At 67.3% G+C, this 16,461-nt stretch carries 14 protein-coding genes; 7 read left to right on the top strand and 7 right to left on the bottom strand.

Annotated elements, in window-relative coordinates; genetic code table 11:
* Positions 1 to 53 precede the first annotated feature (53 nt).
* Complete coding sequence (locus CCUG20998_RS18430; protein ID WP_116269132.1) at positions 54 to 1,484, top strand: PE family protein; 1,431 nt, start codon at positions 54 to 56, stop codon at positions 1,482 to 1,484.
* A gap of 4 nt (positions 1,485 to 1,488) precedes the next feature.
* On the opposite strand, the gene CCUG20998_RS18435 is transcribed toward CCUG20998_RS18430, so the two are convergent.
* Genes CCUG20998_RS18435 through CCUG20998_RS18445 form a run of 3 tightly spaced genes read right to left on the bottom strand, consistent with a single transcriptional unit; the run spans position 1,489 to position 4,969 of the window.
* Positions 1,489 to 2,328: a transglutaminase family protein gene (locus tag CCUG20998_RS18435; protein WP_011741407.1), complete on the bottom strand. Its 840-nt coding sequence runs from the start codon at positions 2,326 to 2,328 to the stop codon at positions 1,489 to 1,491.
* Positions 2,328 to 3,305 carry an alpha-E domain-containing protein gene (locus CCUG20998_RS18440; RefSeq protein ID WP_012395342.1) on the bottom strand — a complete coding sequence of 326 codons (978 nt, stop codon included), beginning with the start codon at positions 3,303 to 3,305 and terminating at the stop codon, positions 2,328 to 2,330. The genes CCUG20998_RS18435 and CCUG20998_RS18440 overlap by 1 nt, the downstream gene beginning before the upstream one ends.
* Positions 3,305 to 4,969 (bottom strand): circularly permuted type 2 ATP-grasp protein, encoded by a 1,665-nt coding sequence (locus tag CCUG20998_RS18445; RefSeq protein WP_020730287.1) that lies wholly within the window; start codon positions 4,967 to 4,969, stop codon positions 3,305 to 3,307. The genes CCUG20998_RS18440 and CCUG20998_RS18445 overlap by 1 nt, the downstream gene beginning before the upstream one ends.
* A 138-nt stretch (positions 4,970 to 5,107) precedes the next feature.
* Here CCUG20998_RS18445 and rpsT point away from each other — a divergent pair, with 138 nt between their 5' ends.
* Positions 5,108 to 5,371: a 30S ribosomal protein S20 gene (gene rpsT / locus CCUG20998_RS18450; protein ID WP_011741410.1), complete on the top strand. Its 264-nt coding sequence runs from the start codon at positions 5,108 to 5,110 to the stop codon at positions 5,369 to 5,371.
* A 72-nt stretch (positions 5,372 to 5,443) separates the two neighbouring features.
* Here the strand turns inward: rpsT and holA are convergent, their stop codons facing one another.
* Genes holA through CCUG20998_RS18465 form a run of 3 tightly spaced genes read right to left on the bottom strand, consistent with a single transcriptional unit; the run spans position 5,444 to position 8,892 of the window.
* Entirely contained in the window at positions 5,444 to 6,403 is a 960-nt protein-coding gene (gene holA / locus CCUG20998_RS28170; RefSeq protein WP_085979917.1) for a DNA polymerase III subunit delta, read from the bottom strand.
* A gap of 30 nt (positions 6,404 to 6,433) precedes the next feature.
* On the bottom strand, positions 6,434 to 7,999 hold the full coding sequence (locus CCUG20998_RS28175) for a ComEC/Rec2 family competence protein (RefSeq protein ID WP_020730286.1): 1,566 nt from the start codon (positions 7,997 to 7,999) through the stop codon (positions 6,434 to 6,436).
* A 17-nt stretch (positions 8,000 to 8,016) separates the two neighbouring features.
* Entirely contained in the window at positions 8,017 to 8,892 is an 876-nt protein-coding gene (locus tag CCUG20998_RS18465; protein WP_020730285.1) for a ComEA family DNA-binding protein, read from the bottom strand.
* Between the two features lie 255 nt (positions 8,893 to 9,147).
* Here CCUG20998_RS18465 and CCUG20998_RS18470 point away from each other — a divergent pair, with 255 nt between their 5' ends.
* The 3 genes from CCUG20998_RS18470 (at position 9,148) to CCUG20998_RS18480 (ending at position 12,796) form a co-directional block, all read left to right on the top strand.
* Complete coding sequence (locus CCUG20998_RS18470) at positions 9,148 to 10,314, top strand: acyl-CoA dehydrogenase family protein (RefSeq protein ID WP_020730284.1); 1,167 nt, start codon at positions 9,148 to 9,150, stop codon at positions 10,312 to 10,314.
* Between the two features lie 7 nt (positions 10,315 to 10,321).
* On the top strand, positions 10,322 to 11,440 hold the full coding sequence (locus tag CCUG20998_RS18475; protein WP_020730283.1) for an acyl-CoA dehydrogenase family protein: 1,119 nt from the start codon (positions 10,322 to 10,324) through the stop codon (positions 11,438 to 11,440).
* A 255-nt stretch (positions 11,441 to 11,695) separates the two neighbouring features.
* On the top strand, positions 11,696 to 12,796 hold the full coding sequence (locus CCUG20998_RS18480; protein ID WP_020730282.1) for an FAD/NAD(P)-binding protein: 1,101 nt from the start codon (positions 11,696 to 11,698) through the stop codon (positions 12,794 to 12,796).
* 222 nt (positions 12,797 to 13,018) lie between these two features.
* On the opposite strand, the gene CCUG20998_RS18485 is transcribed toward CCUG20998_RS18480, so the two are convergent.
* Entirely contained in the window at positions 13,019 to 14,230 is a 1,212-nt protein-coding gene (locus CCUG20998_RS18485; RefSeq protein ID WP_231389753.1) for an enhanced intracellular survival protein Eis, read from the bottom strand.
* A 111-nt stretch (positions 14,231 to 14,341) separates the two neighbouring features.
* On the opposite strand from CCUG20998_RS18485, the gene CCUG20998_RS18490 reads away from it, so the two are divergent.
* Entirely contained in the window at positions 14,342 to 15,391 is a 1,050-nt protein-coding gene (locus tag CCUG20998_RS18490; protein WP_020730280.1) for an NAD(P)H-dependent amine dehydrogenase family protein, read from the top strand.
* Between the two features lie 2 nt (positions 15,392 to 15,393).
* A complete protein-coding gene (locus CCUG20998_RS18495) occupies positions 15,394 to 16,170 on the top strand; it encodes a hypothetical protein (protein WP_020730279.1) in 777 nt (258 codons plus the stop codon).
* The last annotated feature ends 291 nt before the right edge of the window (positions 16,171 to 16,461 follow it).

A 16,461-nucleotide genomic window follows, 5' to 3' on the forward strand; every position in this document is an offset into this window, starting at 1 on the left:
ATCGCGATACGATCCGCACCTGGCCCAGTGGTCCTGACCCTCAGAGGTGCGCCATGGCATATGTGATCGCCGACCTGGAGGCAATGGCCGCGGCGGCCGCCGATTTGGCCGGGGTGAATTCGGCAATCGCGGCAGCCAACGGGATTGCCGCGGTCCGGACGACCGCCGTGCAGGCCTCCGCCGGCGATCAGGTGTCAGCGGCCGTCGCGGCGTTGTTCACCACGCATGCCCAGGGCTATCAGAGCATCAGCGCACAGATGTCGGCAATGCATGACCAGCTCGTGCAGACCCTGTCCGCCAGCAGCGCGTCCTACGCCGGGGCCGAGGCCTCCAACGCCGCACAAGCATTGCTCGATCTGATCAACGCTCCTACCCAAGCGCTGCTGGGGCGCCCGCTGATCGGTAACGGCGCCGACGGCGCGACCGTCGGCGGACTCGGGACGCCCGGCGGGGCGGGCGGGCTGCTGTACGGCAACGGCGGCCGGGGCGGTGACAGCACCCTTGCCGGTGTCTCGGGAGGCGGCGGTGGCGACGCCGGGCTGATCGGCAACGGCGGCGCCGGTGGCACCGGCGGCAACGGCGGCAGTGGCGGGCTCGGCGGCAATGCCTGGCTGCTCGGCAGCGGCGGTACCGGCGGCACCGGGGGTGCCGGTGTCTCATCCGGATTCGGGGGTACCGGCGGAAACGGCGGCCTGGGCGGGCTGCTCTACGGCAGCGGCGGTGCGGGTGGCACGGGTGGTGCCGGTGCCGCGGGCGCCGTGTTGGGCGGCATGGGCGGGCTGGGCGGCGACGCGCGGCTGTTCGGCACCGGCGGCGCCGGCGGGACTGGCGGCGACAACAGCCTGGGCCTGACCGGTCAGGGCGGCCAGGGCGGCGACGGCGGCTACGGCGGTGCGCTGTTCGGTTCCGGAGGTTCCGGCGGGGGCGGCGGCGCCGGGAGTTCCGACGGCGGCGACGGCGGCGCGGGCGGCGCCAGCGGCTACGGAATCGGCAACGGCGGTGCCGGCGGTGCGGCCGGCGACGGTGGTGGTGGTGCGGGCAGCCTCGGCACCGGCGGGAACGGCGGATCGGGCGGACGCGCCGCGTTGCTCTACGGCGTCGGTGGTGACGGCGGGGCCGGCGGCGCCGGCGGCGACGTCGTCGGCAGCGCTGGCGGCAGCGGCGGGCTCGGGGGCGCCGCCGGGTTGGTCGGCGTCGGCGGCGACGGCGGAGCCGGTGGGGCGGGCGGCGGCGCCGGGGGTGACGGCGGCGCCGGTGCTTATCTGATCGGCGACGGGGGTGACGGCGGGGCCGGCGGGGACGGTAACGCGGGCAGCCTCGCGGGCGGCACCGGCGGCAATGGCGGTGACGCCAAGCTCATCGGTAACGGCGGCAACGGCGGTGACGGTGGGATCGGCTTCGGCGGCGGTGCCAACGGCTCCGGTGGTACCGGCGGCGCCGCGGGGCTGCTTGGCAGCCCCGGCAGCGACGGCACCACCGTTTAAGGCCCTAGGCCAGCCGGGTGATCTCCACGTCCACGTCGAGGTCGGTGACGCCAAGCCCGGAGTAGATGCCTTTCAGCGGAGGTACGTCGCTGTAATCGCGGCCGGCGCCCACGCTGATGTACTGCTCGCTGATCTCGGTGTCGTTGGTCGGGTCGTAGTGCCACCAACCGCCGGTCCACGCCTGGATCCAGGCGTGACTGCGTCCGGCCACCGACTTCCCCACCACCGCGTTGCGCTTGGGATGCAGATAACCGGACACATAGCGCGCAGGAATTCCCATGCCCCGCAACACAATCAGCGACAAGTGCGCAAAGTCCTGGCAGACGCCTTTGCCCTGTTCCAGGGCATCGAGCCCGGAGGAGTGCACACCGGTGGTGCCGGGCAGGTAGTCCAATTCGCTGCGCGCCCAACGGGCCGCCGCGACGACCGCCTCCGCCGGGTCGTGATACTTCCTGATCCGGCGTCCCACGGCGGCGACACGTTTGCTTGTCGGGGTGTACGAGGTGGGGCGCAGCACCTCGTCGAAACGATCGATGACGGCCATCGACTCGAGTTCTTCCCAGGTGACCTTCGCCTCCGGCGGCTCCGGACGCTCGGTCTCGACGACCGAGGAGGACGTGACCGTCAGCTCGGTGTGCGGGGCGTGCAGGTCGAACGCCGTCACCGCGGTACCCCAATAGTCGACGTAGCGGTAGGACCGGGTAGCCGGAATGGTTTCGACCCGGTTGAGGATCACGTTCTGCCGGGAGTTGGACCGCGGCGTCAGTCGCGCCTCGTTAAACGACGCCGTGACCGGCGCCTCGTATGCGTACCCGGTGCTGTGCACCACCCGCATCCGCCACATCAGGATTCTCCCTTCCTGGCGACCATCTGGCCGCGGGGGCCGGCATCGGTCCAGGCTACCCATGGGGTTACGTGGAAATACTGCAGTGTCAAGGCTTCTCCGACGTCACGACAGGTTCGTTGCAGACCTGACAAGCGGCTGTCCAGGGACTCCAGCAAGACCCCGGGCTGGACGAACTCGAGTTTGCTGCGCGCCTGCCCAAGCAGCCGCTGCGCTTCGGTGGTCGCCCCGATGCGGCTCTGCGGATTATGCAGCAGCTCATCGAGGTTGTGCTCGGCCATGCGCAGCGAGTAGTAGACCGAGCGCGGGAACAGCCGGTCCAGCATCATGAACTCGACCACCCGGGCCGCGTCCAACACCCCGCGATAGGTGCGCAGATAGGTGTCATGGGCACCCACCGAACGCAGCAACGTGACCCAGGCCGGCGATGACGCGCTGTCCCCTACCCGGGACAGCAACAGGCGCACCGTCATGTCGACCCGTTCGATGGCGCGGCCCAGCAACATGAACCGGTATCCGTCGTCGCGCGACAGAGTGGAGTCGGCCAGCCCGGCGAACATGGCCGCACGCCCTTCGACGAATGACAGAAATTCATGCGGCCCAAGTCGTTTGGCTGCTCGCTCACGTTCCGGGAGAGCGTGGTAGGTGGTGTTCAGGCACTCCCAGGTCTCGATGGACGTCACTTCGCGAGCCGACTTGGCGTTTTCCCGCGCCGCTGAGATCGCCTCGACGATCGAACAGCCGCCCGAAGCGTTGGTGCTGAAGGCCACCAGGTCGGTCAACGACCAGACATCCAGCTCGTGATCGGGAGGGTCGATGCCGAGCACCCGCAACAGCAGCCGCGAGGCGTGGTCGGGGTCGATGCTGGAATCCTCGAGCAGTTGGTGTATCGCGACATCGAGAATTCGGGCGGTGTCGTCGGCGCGCTCTACGTAGCGACCGATCCAGTACAGCGCTTCGGCGTTGCGGGCAAGCATCAGTTCTTCGCTTTCTGCTGCTGGTGCTGACCTTCTTGCGGCTGATTTTGCTGCGGCTGCTGCTGGTTGGGCCGCGCATCGTCGGGACTCTGCTCGGGCACGGTCCGCGGCAACGACCGCAGCACTTGGGCGCCGCCCAGCTCACGGCCGGTAGCCAAGGAGCGCGGCGCCAGCACCCAGGTGTCCTTCGACCCGCCGCCCTGACTGGAATTGACCACCCGTGACCCCTCGACCTGGGCCACCCGGGTCAACCCACCCGGCAGCACCCACACGTCGTTGCCGTCATTGACCGCAAACGGCCTCAGGTCGACGTAGCGCGGCGCCAGCGAGTCCTCGATTCGTGTCGGCACGGTCGACAGTTCCATCATCGGCTGCGCGATCCAGCTACGCGGATCGTCACGAATCTTCTTGCCGACCGCGGCCAGCTCCTTGTCAGTCGCGTCCGGGCCGAACACGATGCCGTAGCCCCCGGATCCCTCGACCGGCTTGAGCACCAGTTCCTTGAGCCGGTCCAGCACTTCTTCGCGTTCCTCGTCCAGCCAGCACCGATAGGTGTCCACATTGGCCAGCAACGGCTTCTCGCGCAGGTAGTACTCGATCATGGTGGGCACGTAGGTGTAGACGAGCTTGTCGTCACCGACACCGTTTCCGATCGAACTCGAGATGACCACATTGCCCGCGCGGGCGGCATTGACCAGACCGGCCACACCCAGCACCGAGTCGGCGCGGAACTGCAGCGGGTCCAGGAAGGCGTCGTCGATGCGCCGGTAGATGACGTCGACCTGGCACTCTCCCTCGGTGGTGCGCATGTACACCTGATTGTCGCGACAGAACAGGTCGCGGCCTTCGACCAACTCGACGCCCATCTGCCGGGCCAGCAGCGAATGCTCGAAATAGGCCGAGTTGTAGACGCCTGGGGTCAACACCACCACGGTGGGGTCGGCCTCGTTGGTGGCCGCCGAGTTGCGCAGTGCCCGCAGCAGGTGCGAAGGGTAGTCGTCGACCGCACGGACCCGATGGGTGGCGAACAGGTTCGGGAAGACCCGCGCCATGGTGCGCCGGTTCTCGATGACGTAGGACACCCCCGACGGCGAGCGCAGGTTGTCCTCGAGGACCCGGAAGTCACCGCGCTCGTCGCGGATCAGGTCGATGCCGGCGACGTGGATGCGCACACCGTTGGGCGGAATGATCCCCACGGCCTCCCGGTGGAAGTGCTCGCAGGAGGTGATCAGTCGCCGCGGAATGACGCCGTCACGCAGGATCTCCTGGTCGCCATAGATGTCGTCCAGGTACATCTCGAGGGCCTTGACGCGTTGGATGATGCCGCGTTCCAACCGGGACCATTCGGCCGCCGAGATAACCCGGGGCACCAGGTCAAGCGGGAACGGCCGCTCCTGGCCCGACAGCGAAAACGTGATGCCCTGGTCTAGGAATGCGCGGTCCAACGCATCGGCGCGGGCCTTGAGCTCCGACGCATCCGACGGCGCAAGCTCGGCATAGATGCCCTTGTAGGGGCCGCGAACGTTGCCCTGGGCGTCGAACATTTCGTCAAAGGCTTGGGAATACACATCCGACGAGTTGTAGCCGCCGAATATGCGTTCCGGACGCGCTTGTGACCGCCGCCTACTTGCTTGCATCGGTTCAGTAAGACTCACCTGGTTCATGGTGCCTCAATTCGACAATCCGCCGAGCTAACGGCTCCTCTTTTGGGTGAAAACGTAACCGACTGATAACCTGAGCACTCGCTGTCGGGTGTCAAGGTCACCCGAGCAACCACCGAGCAGACTTTAAGGAACTAACGCGTGGCCAACATCAAGTCGCAGCAAAAGCGCAACCGCACCAACGAGCGCGCCCGACTGCGCAACAAGTCGGTGAAGTCGTCGCTGCGTACGGCGGTCCGGTCGTTCCGCGACGCTGCTCACTCGGGCGACAAGGAAAAGGCCGCCGAGCTGCTGGTTTCGACCAACCGCAAGTTGGACAAGGCGGCCAGCAAGGGCGTCATTCACAAGAACCAGGCCGCCAACAAGAAGTCGGCTCTGGCGCGCGCCCTCAACAAGCTGGGCTGACCCCGTCAAACCTGAGAACCGGGCCTGGTCCAGGCCCGGTTCAAACGTGTCTCAGGCCTGGTTCACATCTGCTCAGGCCCGGTCGGCGACCAACTCGGCCACCGTTCTGACCGCGGATTCCAGCGCGTAGTCAGCGTCGGCCGCGGCTCCCTTGACGTCGGCGTTGAGTTGCGCGACCAACTGCATCGCCGTTGCGACCTTGTCGCGCGACCAGCGCCGCGCTTGTTTCTGGGCCTTTTGCACCCGCCACGGCGGCATGCCCAGCTGGCTTGCCATGCGGTACGGGTCTCCCGACAACGGCCCCACCCGACCGATCGTGTGTATGGCTTCGGCCAGGGCATCGGCCAGTACCACCAGCGGTTCTCCGCGCATCATCGCCCAGCGCAGCGCCTCGGTGGCGCCGGCCACGTCGCCGGCCACCGCCTTGTCGGCGATATCAAAACCTTTCACCTCGGCCTTGCCGCTGTGATAGCGACGGACCGCGACGGCATCAACATCTCCGCCGGTGTCGGCAACCAGCTGTGAGCAGGCCGAGGCCAGTTCGCGGATATCGGATCCGACGGCATCGAGCAGGGCCGTCACAGTGTCCTCGCCGACCTTGACCCGCAGCGCGCGGAACTCGCCGCGGACAAAGTCGACACGCTCGCTGGCCTTGCTGATCCGCGCACACGGGTGCACCTGTGCACCCAGCGACTTCAGCTCACCGGCGAGCGCCTTGGCCCGCCCACCGCCGGAATGCACCACCACCAGCACCGTGCCCGGTGGAATGTCGGCGGCGGTCGAGGCGATCAACGCGACCGCGTCTTTGCCGGCCTCGGCAGCGGCCTCCAAAACGACTATCCGCTCCTCGGCGAACAGCGAGGGGCTCAGCAGTTCGGCCAGCTCGTAGGTGCTGACGTCGCCCGCGCGCATTCGGTTGACCGGCACGTCGTCGGTGCCCGCAGCCTGGCGTGCCCGCTCACGCGCTGCCCGCACGATGTCGCCCACCGCCCGCTCGACCAACAATTCCTCATCACCCAGGACCAAGTGCAACGGCGAAATCTCGCTCACCCCCTGATGGTGTCACGAGGGGCCGACCAGGCCCGCCACCGACCACGCCAGCCCACAACCGAGGGTGGCCAGCAGAGCTGAAATCATCGCGAGCCGAAACCACCGAAATCGCCACAGCGCCACCACCAACACGGTGACTCCCCCCACAATCAGCACCCCGGCAAGCCCTTCCGGGACGGCCACGGTCGCCCCTGGCACATCGGCGGCCCACCGCGCCACATGCAACACCCACCACACCTGCGGCCCGGTGAAGCGGATCAGCAGCTGCGCGCCGGCCGGCCACGGGATGACCAGCACGGCCGCCGCACTGCCCAGCACGGTGATCGGCGCGATCACGGCGGCTACCGCGAGGTTGGCAACCACGGCGACCACACTGAACCGGCCGGAGATCGCGGCGACCAGCGGTGCCGTCACCACCTGTGCCGCGGTCGCGACGGCAAGCCCGTCCGCCAGCACTTTGGGCCAGCCCCGCGCCACCAGGCCGTCCGACCACCCCGGAGCGACGACGACCAGGGCGGCGGTAGCCACCACGGACAACGCGAAACCCACGTCAACGGCCAGGTGCGGCGCCGCGACCAGCAACACGAGCACGGTGGTCGACAGCGCCGGAATCGCCTGCCGTCGACGCGACGACAACATCGCGGCCAGCGCGATGGATGCCATCAGCGCCGCCCGCAACACACTCGCCGTCGGCTGCACCACGACCACAAACGCCACCAGCGCGATCCCGGCCAGTGCCACCGCGGCCCGCGGTCCGACCCAACGCGCCGAGAACAGCACCGCACCGCAGACGATGGTGACGTTGGCTCCCGACACCGCCGTCAGATGGGTCATCCCCGCTGACCGGAACGCGCGGCCGGTCTCGGTGCCGACCGTCGAGGTGTCACCGAGGACCAAGGCGGGCAGCATCGCGGCCTGGTCGGCGGGCAGAACGCGCCGTGCCGCCGCGGCAAACCGGCCGCGCACCTGGTGAGCGGCCCGCTGCAACGCACCGGCACGACCAGCCTTGACCGCACCCGCCGAGTTGAGCACCGCGACCGTGAGATCGTGGCGGGCGGGACCGCTGATGCGGGCCGTGAAGCGCACCGGCCGCCCGACCATCAGCTCTCCCGTCTCCTCGAACTCGGAGGCACGCGCGAACACCACGACACGACCGGAGATCTCGTCATCACGCAGCCGCTGGATCGTCGCCCGAAACATCAATCGGTCAGACCCCAGCGACAAGGCACTTTCACTGGGTGTGACGGTCACCGCGGCTGAGGTTCCGAACGCGGCGCTGATCGGATGGCGCGCCAGGGCCTCGGTCCGCAGCGCGATCGCCATTCCAAAGCCCGCGCCCACCACCCCGACCGTGACCAAGCCGGCGCTGGCTGCGCACGGCCACCGCTTCGACCGCGGCCGGCGATCGGTGATCCACCACAACACCCCGGCCCCGAGCGCGAGCAGCAGGCACCCGGATGCGCACGCGCGACCGACCGGCCAGACGATTCCCGCCGCGGTCACGATCCAGCTGGTCAGCGCACCCGGAACCAGGCGCACGTCCAGTCGCTCCGCCACGTCGCGGCCGGCGCCGGCCATCCCGCTATGCACCGGCGTCAGACGCGAACCAGGGACCGCAGCTTCTGCAGTCGCGCCGGGCCGATGCCGTCAACTTCAGCAAGCTGGTCCACGCTGGTGAACTTGCCGTTTGCCGCTCGCCACGACACGATCGCAGCGGCGGTGACCGGCCCCACCCCGGGCAGCGAATCCAGTTGTTCCACCGTCGCGGTGTTGAGGTCGAGGACCTCGGCCGGATTGGGGCCCGGGCCCCTCGTGCCCGACGTCGCCGCCGGCGCTGGGCTTGGTGTGGCGGCGCCGATCGAGCTGCCGAATCTTTTGGGCTGCCCCGCGACGGGTGCGAGCCCCACCACAATCTGTTCGCCATCGGCCAGCTGACGGGCCATGTTGAGGCCGATGGTGTCCGCACCGACCAGCGCGCCGCCGGCGGCCTGCAACGCATCGGCTACCCGGGCGCCCGGTGCCAGCGTGAACAGTCCCGGCGTGTGGACCAGGCCAACGACACTGACCACCACCGGCCGATCCGGGCCGGCAGCCGCGGCGGGACTTGCCGAGGATCCAGGGCTGGCTCCCGAGCTCTCCGAAACATGTTCCACCGCGGGTAATTTCGCCGACATCACCGGCGCAGGGCGATCGTGCAGCAACGTGAAAGCGGTGACCAGCACCGCAAGCGCGGCGACGACGGCCAACGCGATGGCACCGGCACGCCCGGGGTCGGCGCGCACCCTGCTCAGCAAGCCGCTGCCATCCCCTGCCTCCGGCAGCCAGCGCGGGAGCAGCGAGTTCGGGTCGTCATCGCGATCGTCGTGCGGATCCGCACCGGATTCGGCGGCACCGGAATCGGCGTGCAATCGGAGGTCGGGGGCGGTGCTGAGCCGTCGCTGCAGTCGCTCGGCGGGAAGCTCTGTTCGCATGGGCCGACGGTAAATGCGCCGACCGCCACACCAACTCGAAGCGACGGCGCCAAGCCGGGTGCTTGTGGATGAACCCGACACTGTGCACCAGGCAGGTGCAGCAGGACCGGCCCAACACCGGTGTCGAGGGCACCCGATTAACAGGTGGGCCCGCGATGCGCCTAACGTGCAAGGCAGGACTGCCGGTTTCCGGCACGCGCAGTCCCTGCGCGGGAAGCAAACCCAACGGTGGTCACCTGAAACAGGAGGCTGCCGATGAAGCTGGCTCTCACCCCCGACGAAGCCGCCTTCCGCGACGAGCTTCGCACCTTCTACACCACCCAGATACCCGAAGACCTGCGCGAGCTGGTGCGCCAAGGCCAGTCGCCGAGCCGCGACGAGATCGTCACGTGCCACAAGATCCTCAACGATCACGGGCTGGCGGTGCCGAACTGGCCGGTGGAATGGGGCGGTAAGGACTGGACACCGACTCAGCACCAGATCTGGGCCGACGAGATGCAGCTGGCCAGCGTCCCGGAGCCGTTGAACTTCAACACCAAGATGGTCGGTCCGGTGATCGCCGAATTCGGATCCCAGGAGATCAAGCAGCGCTTCCTGCCGCCGACGGCCAGCCTCGACATCTGGTGGTGTCAAGGCTTCTCCGAACCTGAGGCCGGTTCGGATCTCGCATCACTGCGCACCACAGCCGTGCGCGATGGCGACAGCTACGTCGTCAATGGCCAGAAGACATGGACGACGCTGGGCCAGTATGCCGACTGGATTTTCTGCCTGGTGCGCACCGACCCCCAGGCGCCCAAGCGGCAAGCCGGCATTTCGTTTCTGCTCATCGACATGGCCACCCCCGGCATCACGCTGCGGCCGATCAAGACCATCGATGGTGGTCACGAAGTCAACGAGGTGTTTTTCTCCGACGTTCGAGTACCGGCCGATCAACTCGTCGGCCAGGAGAACCAGGGCTGGACCTACGCGAAGTTCCTGCTGGGCAACGAGCGCACCGGGATCGCCGGGGTGGGCCGCACCAAGGTGCGCCTGGCCGAGGTGAAAAAGCACGCCGCCGACAACGGCCTGCTCGACGATCCACTGTTCGCGGCGCGCCTTGCTGAAGCCGAAAACGAGCTGCTGGCATTGGAACTCACCCAAGCTCGGGTGGTTACCGACTCGGCAGACGGTAAGCCCAACCCGGCGTCGTCGGTACTCAAGTTGCGCGGCAGCCAATTGCAGCAGGTCGCCACCGAATTGCTCGTCGAGGTAGCCGGGCCCGACGCGCTACCGGTGGGCGGTGCCCAGGCGGCAGGGATCGCGTCACCGCAGTGGGCCCAGAGCAGCGCCCCGCGCTACCTGAACTACCGCAAGACATCGATTTACGGCGGCAGCAACGAAGTGCAGCGCAACATCATCGCGTCCACCATCTTGGGATTGTGAGGCAGTCATGGACTTTCAGTACAGCGACGAGCAAACGCTGCTCCGCGACACCACCCGTGATCTGTTGTCTCGCAGCTATGACGCGGAGAGCCGCAACAAGATCATCGACACCGATCTCGGCTGGAGCCGCGACGTTTGGAGTCACCTGGCCGACACCGGGATCTTGGGGCTCGGATTCGAGCCGGCCGAGGCCGGCCAGATCGAGATCATGCTGGTGATGACCGAAGTCGGTCGCCGGCTGGCCCCGGAACCCATCGTGCACGCCGCGCTGGCACCCGGCGCGATCATCGCCGAGTTGGGCAACGACGCACAGCTGCAGCTACTCGACGAAGTCGCCGCCGGACAGCGACTGCTGGCGTTCGCACACCTGGAACCGGGCCAGCGCAGCCCGGCGGCCACCGTGTCGACTCGTGCTGTGCGGCAAGGTGATTCATGGCACCTGAGCGGAACGAAGAATCCGGTCCTGGCTGGTGACTGCGCCGACACACTGGTGGTCAGCGCCGCCCTGCCCGATGGTGGGGTCGGGTTGTTCCTGGTGGATGCCGGCCCCGAGGGCGGTGGGGTCGACAAGCACCCGTACCCGACGTTCGACAGCCAGCGCGGTGCGCAGATCGACCTGGACCAGGCGCCCGCGGCACCGCTGGGCGACGCCGTCGACGCGTCAGCCGCCATTCGCAACGCCATCATCCGGATCCAGTCGGCGATGTGCGCCGAAGCGGTCGGTGCGATGGAAGAAGCCCTTCGCCTGACCACCGATTACCTCAAGACGCGCAAGCAGTTCGGCGTCACACTGAACAAGTTCCAGGCGCTCACCCAGCGTGCGGCCGACATGTACGTGTCGCTGGAGCTGGCCCGCAGCATGAACTTCTACGCCGCGATGTCCATTGCCGACGGCAACCTCGACCCGCTGATCGCCTCCCGGTCCAAGCTTCAGATTGGCCGGTCGGGCCGCCACATCGCGCAAGAGTCGATCCAGCTGCACGGCGGCATCGGGGTGACCGCGGAGTATCCGGTGGGCCACTACGCGGCCCGGCTCACCGCGATCGACCACACCCTGGGTTCCACCCAGGATCAGCTTCGGGTTCTCATCGATCACATCGCCGACTACGACCTGGTCAGGCTCTAACTCCGAGCCGCCGATCGCCTGCCCGCGGCGCCCAGCCCGGCGGCGATCCGCGGAACCGTTTGACCGGCACCCGATCGGGACGCCCGGCGCGCAAACACCCGCCCGTGGTCACAACCATTGGTTGTAACCACTCAAAGAAGTGCCCTCTGCCCACGAGCGGCTGCCGCCGAAATACTAGAAATGTCGGCGCGTCAACGTGCGCCGGCAAGACGACACAAACCGACAAACGTATGCGAACAAGCCTCAAGAGGAGACATGACTCACTACACGTGGACCGTCATCGGAGCCGGACCCGCAGGGATCGCCAGTGTTGGCAGACTGCTCGACCACGGCGTGCGGCCCAATGAAATCGCTTGGATAGATCCGCATTTCGCGGCAGGAGACCTGGGCGAAAAGTGGGGTGCCGTCCCGAGCAACACCCAAGTATCACTGTTCCTGGACTACTTCAACGCCTCACCCGCGTTCGACTTCGCCGCGGCACCGCATTTCGACCTGCACGACATCGACCCCCAGCACACCTGCCAACTAGGCGTAGTCGCCGGGCCGTTGCGTTGGGTCACCGAGCACCTGCGGGCCAAGGTGGCAGCATTTCAAAGCACTGCAACCGAACTCTCACTGCGCAACCAGCATTGGCAGATCACCACACTCGACGGTGAAATCTCTTCCAAGAACGTCATTCTGGCGGTTGGCTCGACACCCAAGAAGCTGACCTACCCCGAGCTGAAAGAGATACCGGTCGAAGTTGCCCTCAACCCTGAGAAGCTGGCGCAGCAACAACTGGACGGGGCAACCGTTGCCGTATTCGGCTCGTCCCACTCGACGATGATCGCATTGCCGAACCTGCTCGAACATCCCGTGCACAAGGTGATCAACTTCTACCGCAGCCCGCACAGATACGCTGTCCCCTTCCAGGATTGGACCCTCTTCGACGACACCGGCCTCAAAGGCGACGCGGCTCGGTGGGCGCGGGAGAACATCGACGGGCGCCATCCCGAACGGCTGCACAGGTGTTTGGTCGACGGCCCGGAATTCGCCAGACTGCTTCGCGAATGCGACCAGGCCGTCTACACCGTCGGGTTCGAACGCAGGCACCTTCCCCTGACCCCGCAGTGGGGACCGCTGGAGCACGACGGCGCCAACGGGATTCTCGCGCCCGGGTTGTTCGGGATCGGCATTGCGTTCCCCGAGTACCGCACCGATCCGCTGGGATTCGGCGAGTACCGGGTGGGAATGGCCAAGTTCATGCAACGCCTCAACAGTGTCCTGCCGCTGTGGCTGCAGTACGGCGGATCGCCGACCCAGTCGGCGGCTCTTTGCCCGGACGGCGTCGGGCTGCTCGCGGGCGCAACCGCCTAGGGAGCCAGCGCACACGGCTACCTCGAGCTGGGGTCAGCCCGCGGCGAGGCCGTCTCCCGCCCCGCGCCCGGATGCCGCTATGGCGACCGGGTGCGGGGCGGGCCGGCAGCACCGAAGGACCCCAGACGTTGCCGCTGGCGGGGCCCGTGCACAACCCCAACGGTCCGCGTCCGGCGGGTGGCAGCGGCGGTGCCGCGCGGCCACCGGGCAGCGCGGCGGAACCTAGAACTCGAAAGCCGTCTCGGCGGGGACCTCGCTGGAAAACGCCGCATCGAGCCGGGCAATCACGCCAGCACCCTTGGCCTGCAACCGGTTGGCCGCGGCCAGTGTGGACGCGCGGTGGACACCCAGGTAGAGACTGCCCAGCACGTCGCGATCCATCTCGACATCCGCCGGTGCGTCGGTCGGGGTGCAGGCCGCGCGTCCGTCACGGATCTGCAGCGCGAACCGGCCACCGCCGGTGATGGCGATCACCGTGGTGAGGTCGCCGAAATAGGCGCGGGCCTCGAGGGCGGGCGCAACGTCCATGATGCGCAGCCACAGGCCGTCTTGCCGCCAGGTCGTGCGGGCCAGTCGGGTGTTGGTGAGCAGGAACGGCATCGGCTCAGCCGGATGGCTGACGATGCTGATCCGCTCCATCGAGTCCAGCCCGAGCAGTGTTCGCCACAGGGCTGCCCGCGCTTCCGGGGTCACAGCGCGCAGCTCGTCGACGCGGGTCAGCTTGGGGTCGGACCTGTCCGCCCGGTAGAGCGCGTAGCCGTCGGCATGCAGCAGCGCAAACGATTCGCGCTCGCCCCCGGGCGAGGCTTTGCATTCGGCCATCAGCTGGTCCCAGAACACCGGCGGGCGCACCAGGCCGCCTGGCACGCGTTGGCGCCAGCGCTCGTAGATCGCTTCGAACTCAGCGCGATGGCGCGCGGGGCTGACCAACCTGACCGGCCCTCCGTCGGGCACCGCGGCGTGCAGTCGGGCGAAGCGTCTGTCGACGGTCAGCTCCTGCAGAATCGTCGCCGGGCCGTAGCCGAATCGGCCGTAGATGCCGCCCTCGCTGGCATGGAGCGCGGCCATGGCATACCCGGAATCGGCCATCCGCCGGTGCAGTTCGCCGCACATCGCGCGCAGCAGCCCGCGCCGGCGGTGCGTTGGCGCGACGGCGACAAAGCTCATGCCGGCGGTGGAAAGCATGTTGCCGCCGGGCACCGTCAGCTGCAGATCAATGAACAGCGCCATCCCGACGACATCACGGCCGTGACGGGCCACCACCGCCCCATCGGCAGGTATCAGCCCCCGCCAGGCGTCGGCCGACTCCGCACCGATGAAATCGGTGAAACTTGCCGCGGCCAAAAGGTACATCCCGGCCCAGTCGTCCTCGGCCGGAGTAGTCAATGTCACCGATGCGGGCAGTACTGCAGTCACGGGCTCCGACTCTGGCACACGGCGACGCCGGCCCGCATCCCATTTACCGGCTCCGCCCGGGAGGCAGTCCGAGCCCACCAAAGCTCGGTGCACATAATGGGTCCAATCGCAACGGCAAAGGAGCCTTCGATGAGCACAGAACGCCCGCTTCGGGTTATCCAGTGGACCACCGGAAATATCGGGCGGCGGTCGCTGCACGCCATCATCGGGCGACCCGACCTGGAACTGGTGGGGGTGTACGCACACGGCCCGGACAAGGTTGGTGTCGACGCCGCCGAGCTGGCGGGCTGGCCGGACCCCACCGGGGTGCGGGCGACCAGCGACATCGACGCGCTGCTCGCGCTGGGCGCCGACGCGTGTTGCTATAACCCGTTGTGGCCCAACATCGATGAGCTGGTGGGATTGCTCGAGTCGGGCGTGAATGTGTGCACCAGCGCCGCCTGGATCACCGGGGGCAAGCAGACACCGCGGGACCGCGAACGCATCCTGGCCGCCTGCGAACGCGGCGGCGCGACGATCTTCGGCAGCGGCGCACATCCGGGGATGACCAACATGGTCGGCATGGTGCTCAGCGGCTCCTGCGAGCGAGTCGACGAAATCCGGATCACCGAATCCGTCGACTGCTCGACCTACGAATCGGCGGCCACCCAGACGGCGATGGGGTTCTCCCAGCATCCCGACACCCCCGGCCTGGCCGAGAGCGTGCGGGTCGAAAGCGAGGTCTTCGCCGAATCGGCGGCGATGATGGCCGACGCGATCGGCGCAACGTTGGACAAGATGACCTTCGACGTCACCTTCACCGCGGCCACCGCGGACACCGATTTGGGGTTCATGAAGATCCCCGCCGGCACCGTCGGCAGCGTATACGGCTACCACCGCGGCTGGGTCGGTGATCGCAACGTCGTCAGCGTCGGATTCAACTGGACGATGGGCAATCATGTGGTTCCGCCCAAGCCACTCGAGCACGGCCATGTCATCCAGGTGTTCGGGTTGCCCAACATGCGCACGGTGCTGCACTGTCTGCCGCCGAAGGACTGGACGGAGCCCGGCTTCATGGGCCTGGGCATGATCTACACCGCGATGCCGGTCACCAATGCAGTTCCGGCGGTGGTGGCCGCCAAACCGGGGATCGTGACGCTTGCCGATCTGCCGCCGATCACCGGGCGGGCGGCCCTCTGACGATGGCTGCCTACGCCAGGGCCCTGCTCAGTGTCATTGCCATCAGCATCACTTTGGAGGTCTTGTGGACCGGCGGGATCTCCCGCCCACCCACGGTCCTCTACCACCTGTGGCATATCGGACTGATGCTCTTCGTCCTGGCGGTGCGGCTCGCATATCAGCGACAGCTTTCTCCAAAAGTGGCGAAGTATTCCCTGGTCTTGATCGTGGGGATGGCATTCGCCACGGTCGGAGATGTGGTCAACAGCGCGATCTCCGGCATCGAGCCAATCAGCCGCAAACTGTCGGCCGCGGTGATTCTTTTCGGCATCGCCTACGGCCTATATGCCATTGTGCTGTACAAGTTTGCCGCGCCCAGGCTGCGCGCGTACGGCGGCTTCGCATATCGGGCTCGCTGGCTTATCGTCGCCGTGGTTGCGGCGGCCAACACGGCGACTTGGGTCCTGCACATCCGGAACTCGGTGCAGGGCCATCACTTCCTCGAGGTGGGCAGCTTCCTCTTCAACCTGATCATCTACACGGCGCTGATCAGTTTCAGCATCTGGTATTTCTGGGCCGACCGATTCAGCTTGCTGACGCTAGCGGTACTGATTGGCGGATTGCTCATCCCCGTCTCAGACCTGTACCTATTTTTCGCCTGGCTGCCCTCGGGCCAGGACTCGAATGTCCCTGGGTTCGATCTGTATGCGCTGAACTGGATTCTTTACTTTGGCGGGCAGGTGCTGTTTGCGTTCCTGCCGGTGGCGCAAGACAGCGATTCGCTCCCGCAGCGCACGTGACTCGAACGGCTGAACAACACTGCCGAGAGCGGTCCCCCGGCGAAAGCCAGATCAATAACGGCCGATAAGGCGGCGCCTCGATGCGTCGATTAAGCGAGTTTGAGAGCGCCCATTGTGGCGGTCGGCCATGCCGATCCGATGCGATCACCCACCGCCCCGCGCGCCGGCGCCTGCCACGGCCCACCCCGATCCCCCCGGAGGAACGAAGTCGTGCACTAAGAGTTAGACTGCTTAGCCAAGCAAATATTTTCTTGCCTACGCCGGAAGCTTGCTTACCCAGCAGGCCACGGC

Origin of the sequence: Mycobacterium marinum (assembly GCF_003391395.1) — a bacterium.
GTDB classification, from domain to species: Bacteria; Actinomycetota; Actinomycetes; order Mycobacteriales; family Mycobacteriaceae; genus Mycobacterium; species Mycobacterium marinum.

Excerpts from the sequence above, each read along its gene's own strand:
- CCUG20998_RS18430 (WP_116269132.1), top strand. The coding sequence starts at position 54 with ATGGCATATGTGATCGCCGACCTGGAGGCAATGGCCGCGGCGGCCGCC.
- CCUG20998_RS18435 (WP_011741407.1), bottom strand. The coding sequence starts at position 2,328 with ATGTGGCGGATGCGGGTGGTGCACAGCACCGGGTACGCATACGAGGCG.
- CCUG20998_RS18440 (WP_012395342.1), bottom strand. The coding sequence starts at position 3,305 with ATGCTTGCCCGCAACGCCGAAGCGCTGTACTGGATCGGTCGCTACGTA.
- CCUG20998_RS18445 (WP_020730287.1), bottom strand. The coding sequence starts at position 4,969 with ATGAACCAGGTGAGTCTTACTGAACCGATGCAAGCAAGTAGGCGGCGG.
- CCUG20998_RS28175 (WP_020730286.1), bottom strand. The coding sequence starts at position 7,999 with ATGGCCGGCGCCGGCCGCGACGTGGCGGAGCGACTGGACGTGCGCCTG.
- CCUG20998_RS18465 (WP_020730285.1), bottom strand. The coding sequence starts at position 8,892 with ATGCGAACAGAGCTTCCCGCCGAGCGACTGCAGCGACGGCTCAGCACC.
- CCUG20998_RS18470 (WP_020730284.1), top strand. The coding sequence starts at position 9,148 with ATGAAGCTGGCTCTCACCCCCGACGAAGCCGCCTTCCGCGACGAGCTT.
- CCUG20998_RS18475 (WP_020730283.1), top strand. The coding sequence starts at position 10,322 with ATGGACTTTCAGTACAGCGACGAGCAAACGCTGCTCCGCGACACCACC.
- CCUG20998_RS18480 (WP_020730282.1), top strand. The coding sequence starts at position 11,696 with ATGACTCACTACACGTGGACCGTCATCGGAGCCGGACCCGCAGGGATC.
- CCUG20998_RS18490 (WP_020730280.1), top strand. The coding sequence starts at position 14,342 with ATGAGCACAGAACGCCCGCTTCGGGTTATCCAGTGGACCACCGGAAAT.
- CCUG20998_RS18495 (WP_020730279.1), top strand. The coding sequence starts at position 15,394 with ATGGCTGCCTACGCCAGGGCCCTGCTCAGTGTCATTGCCATCAGCATC.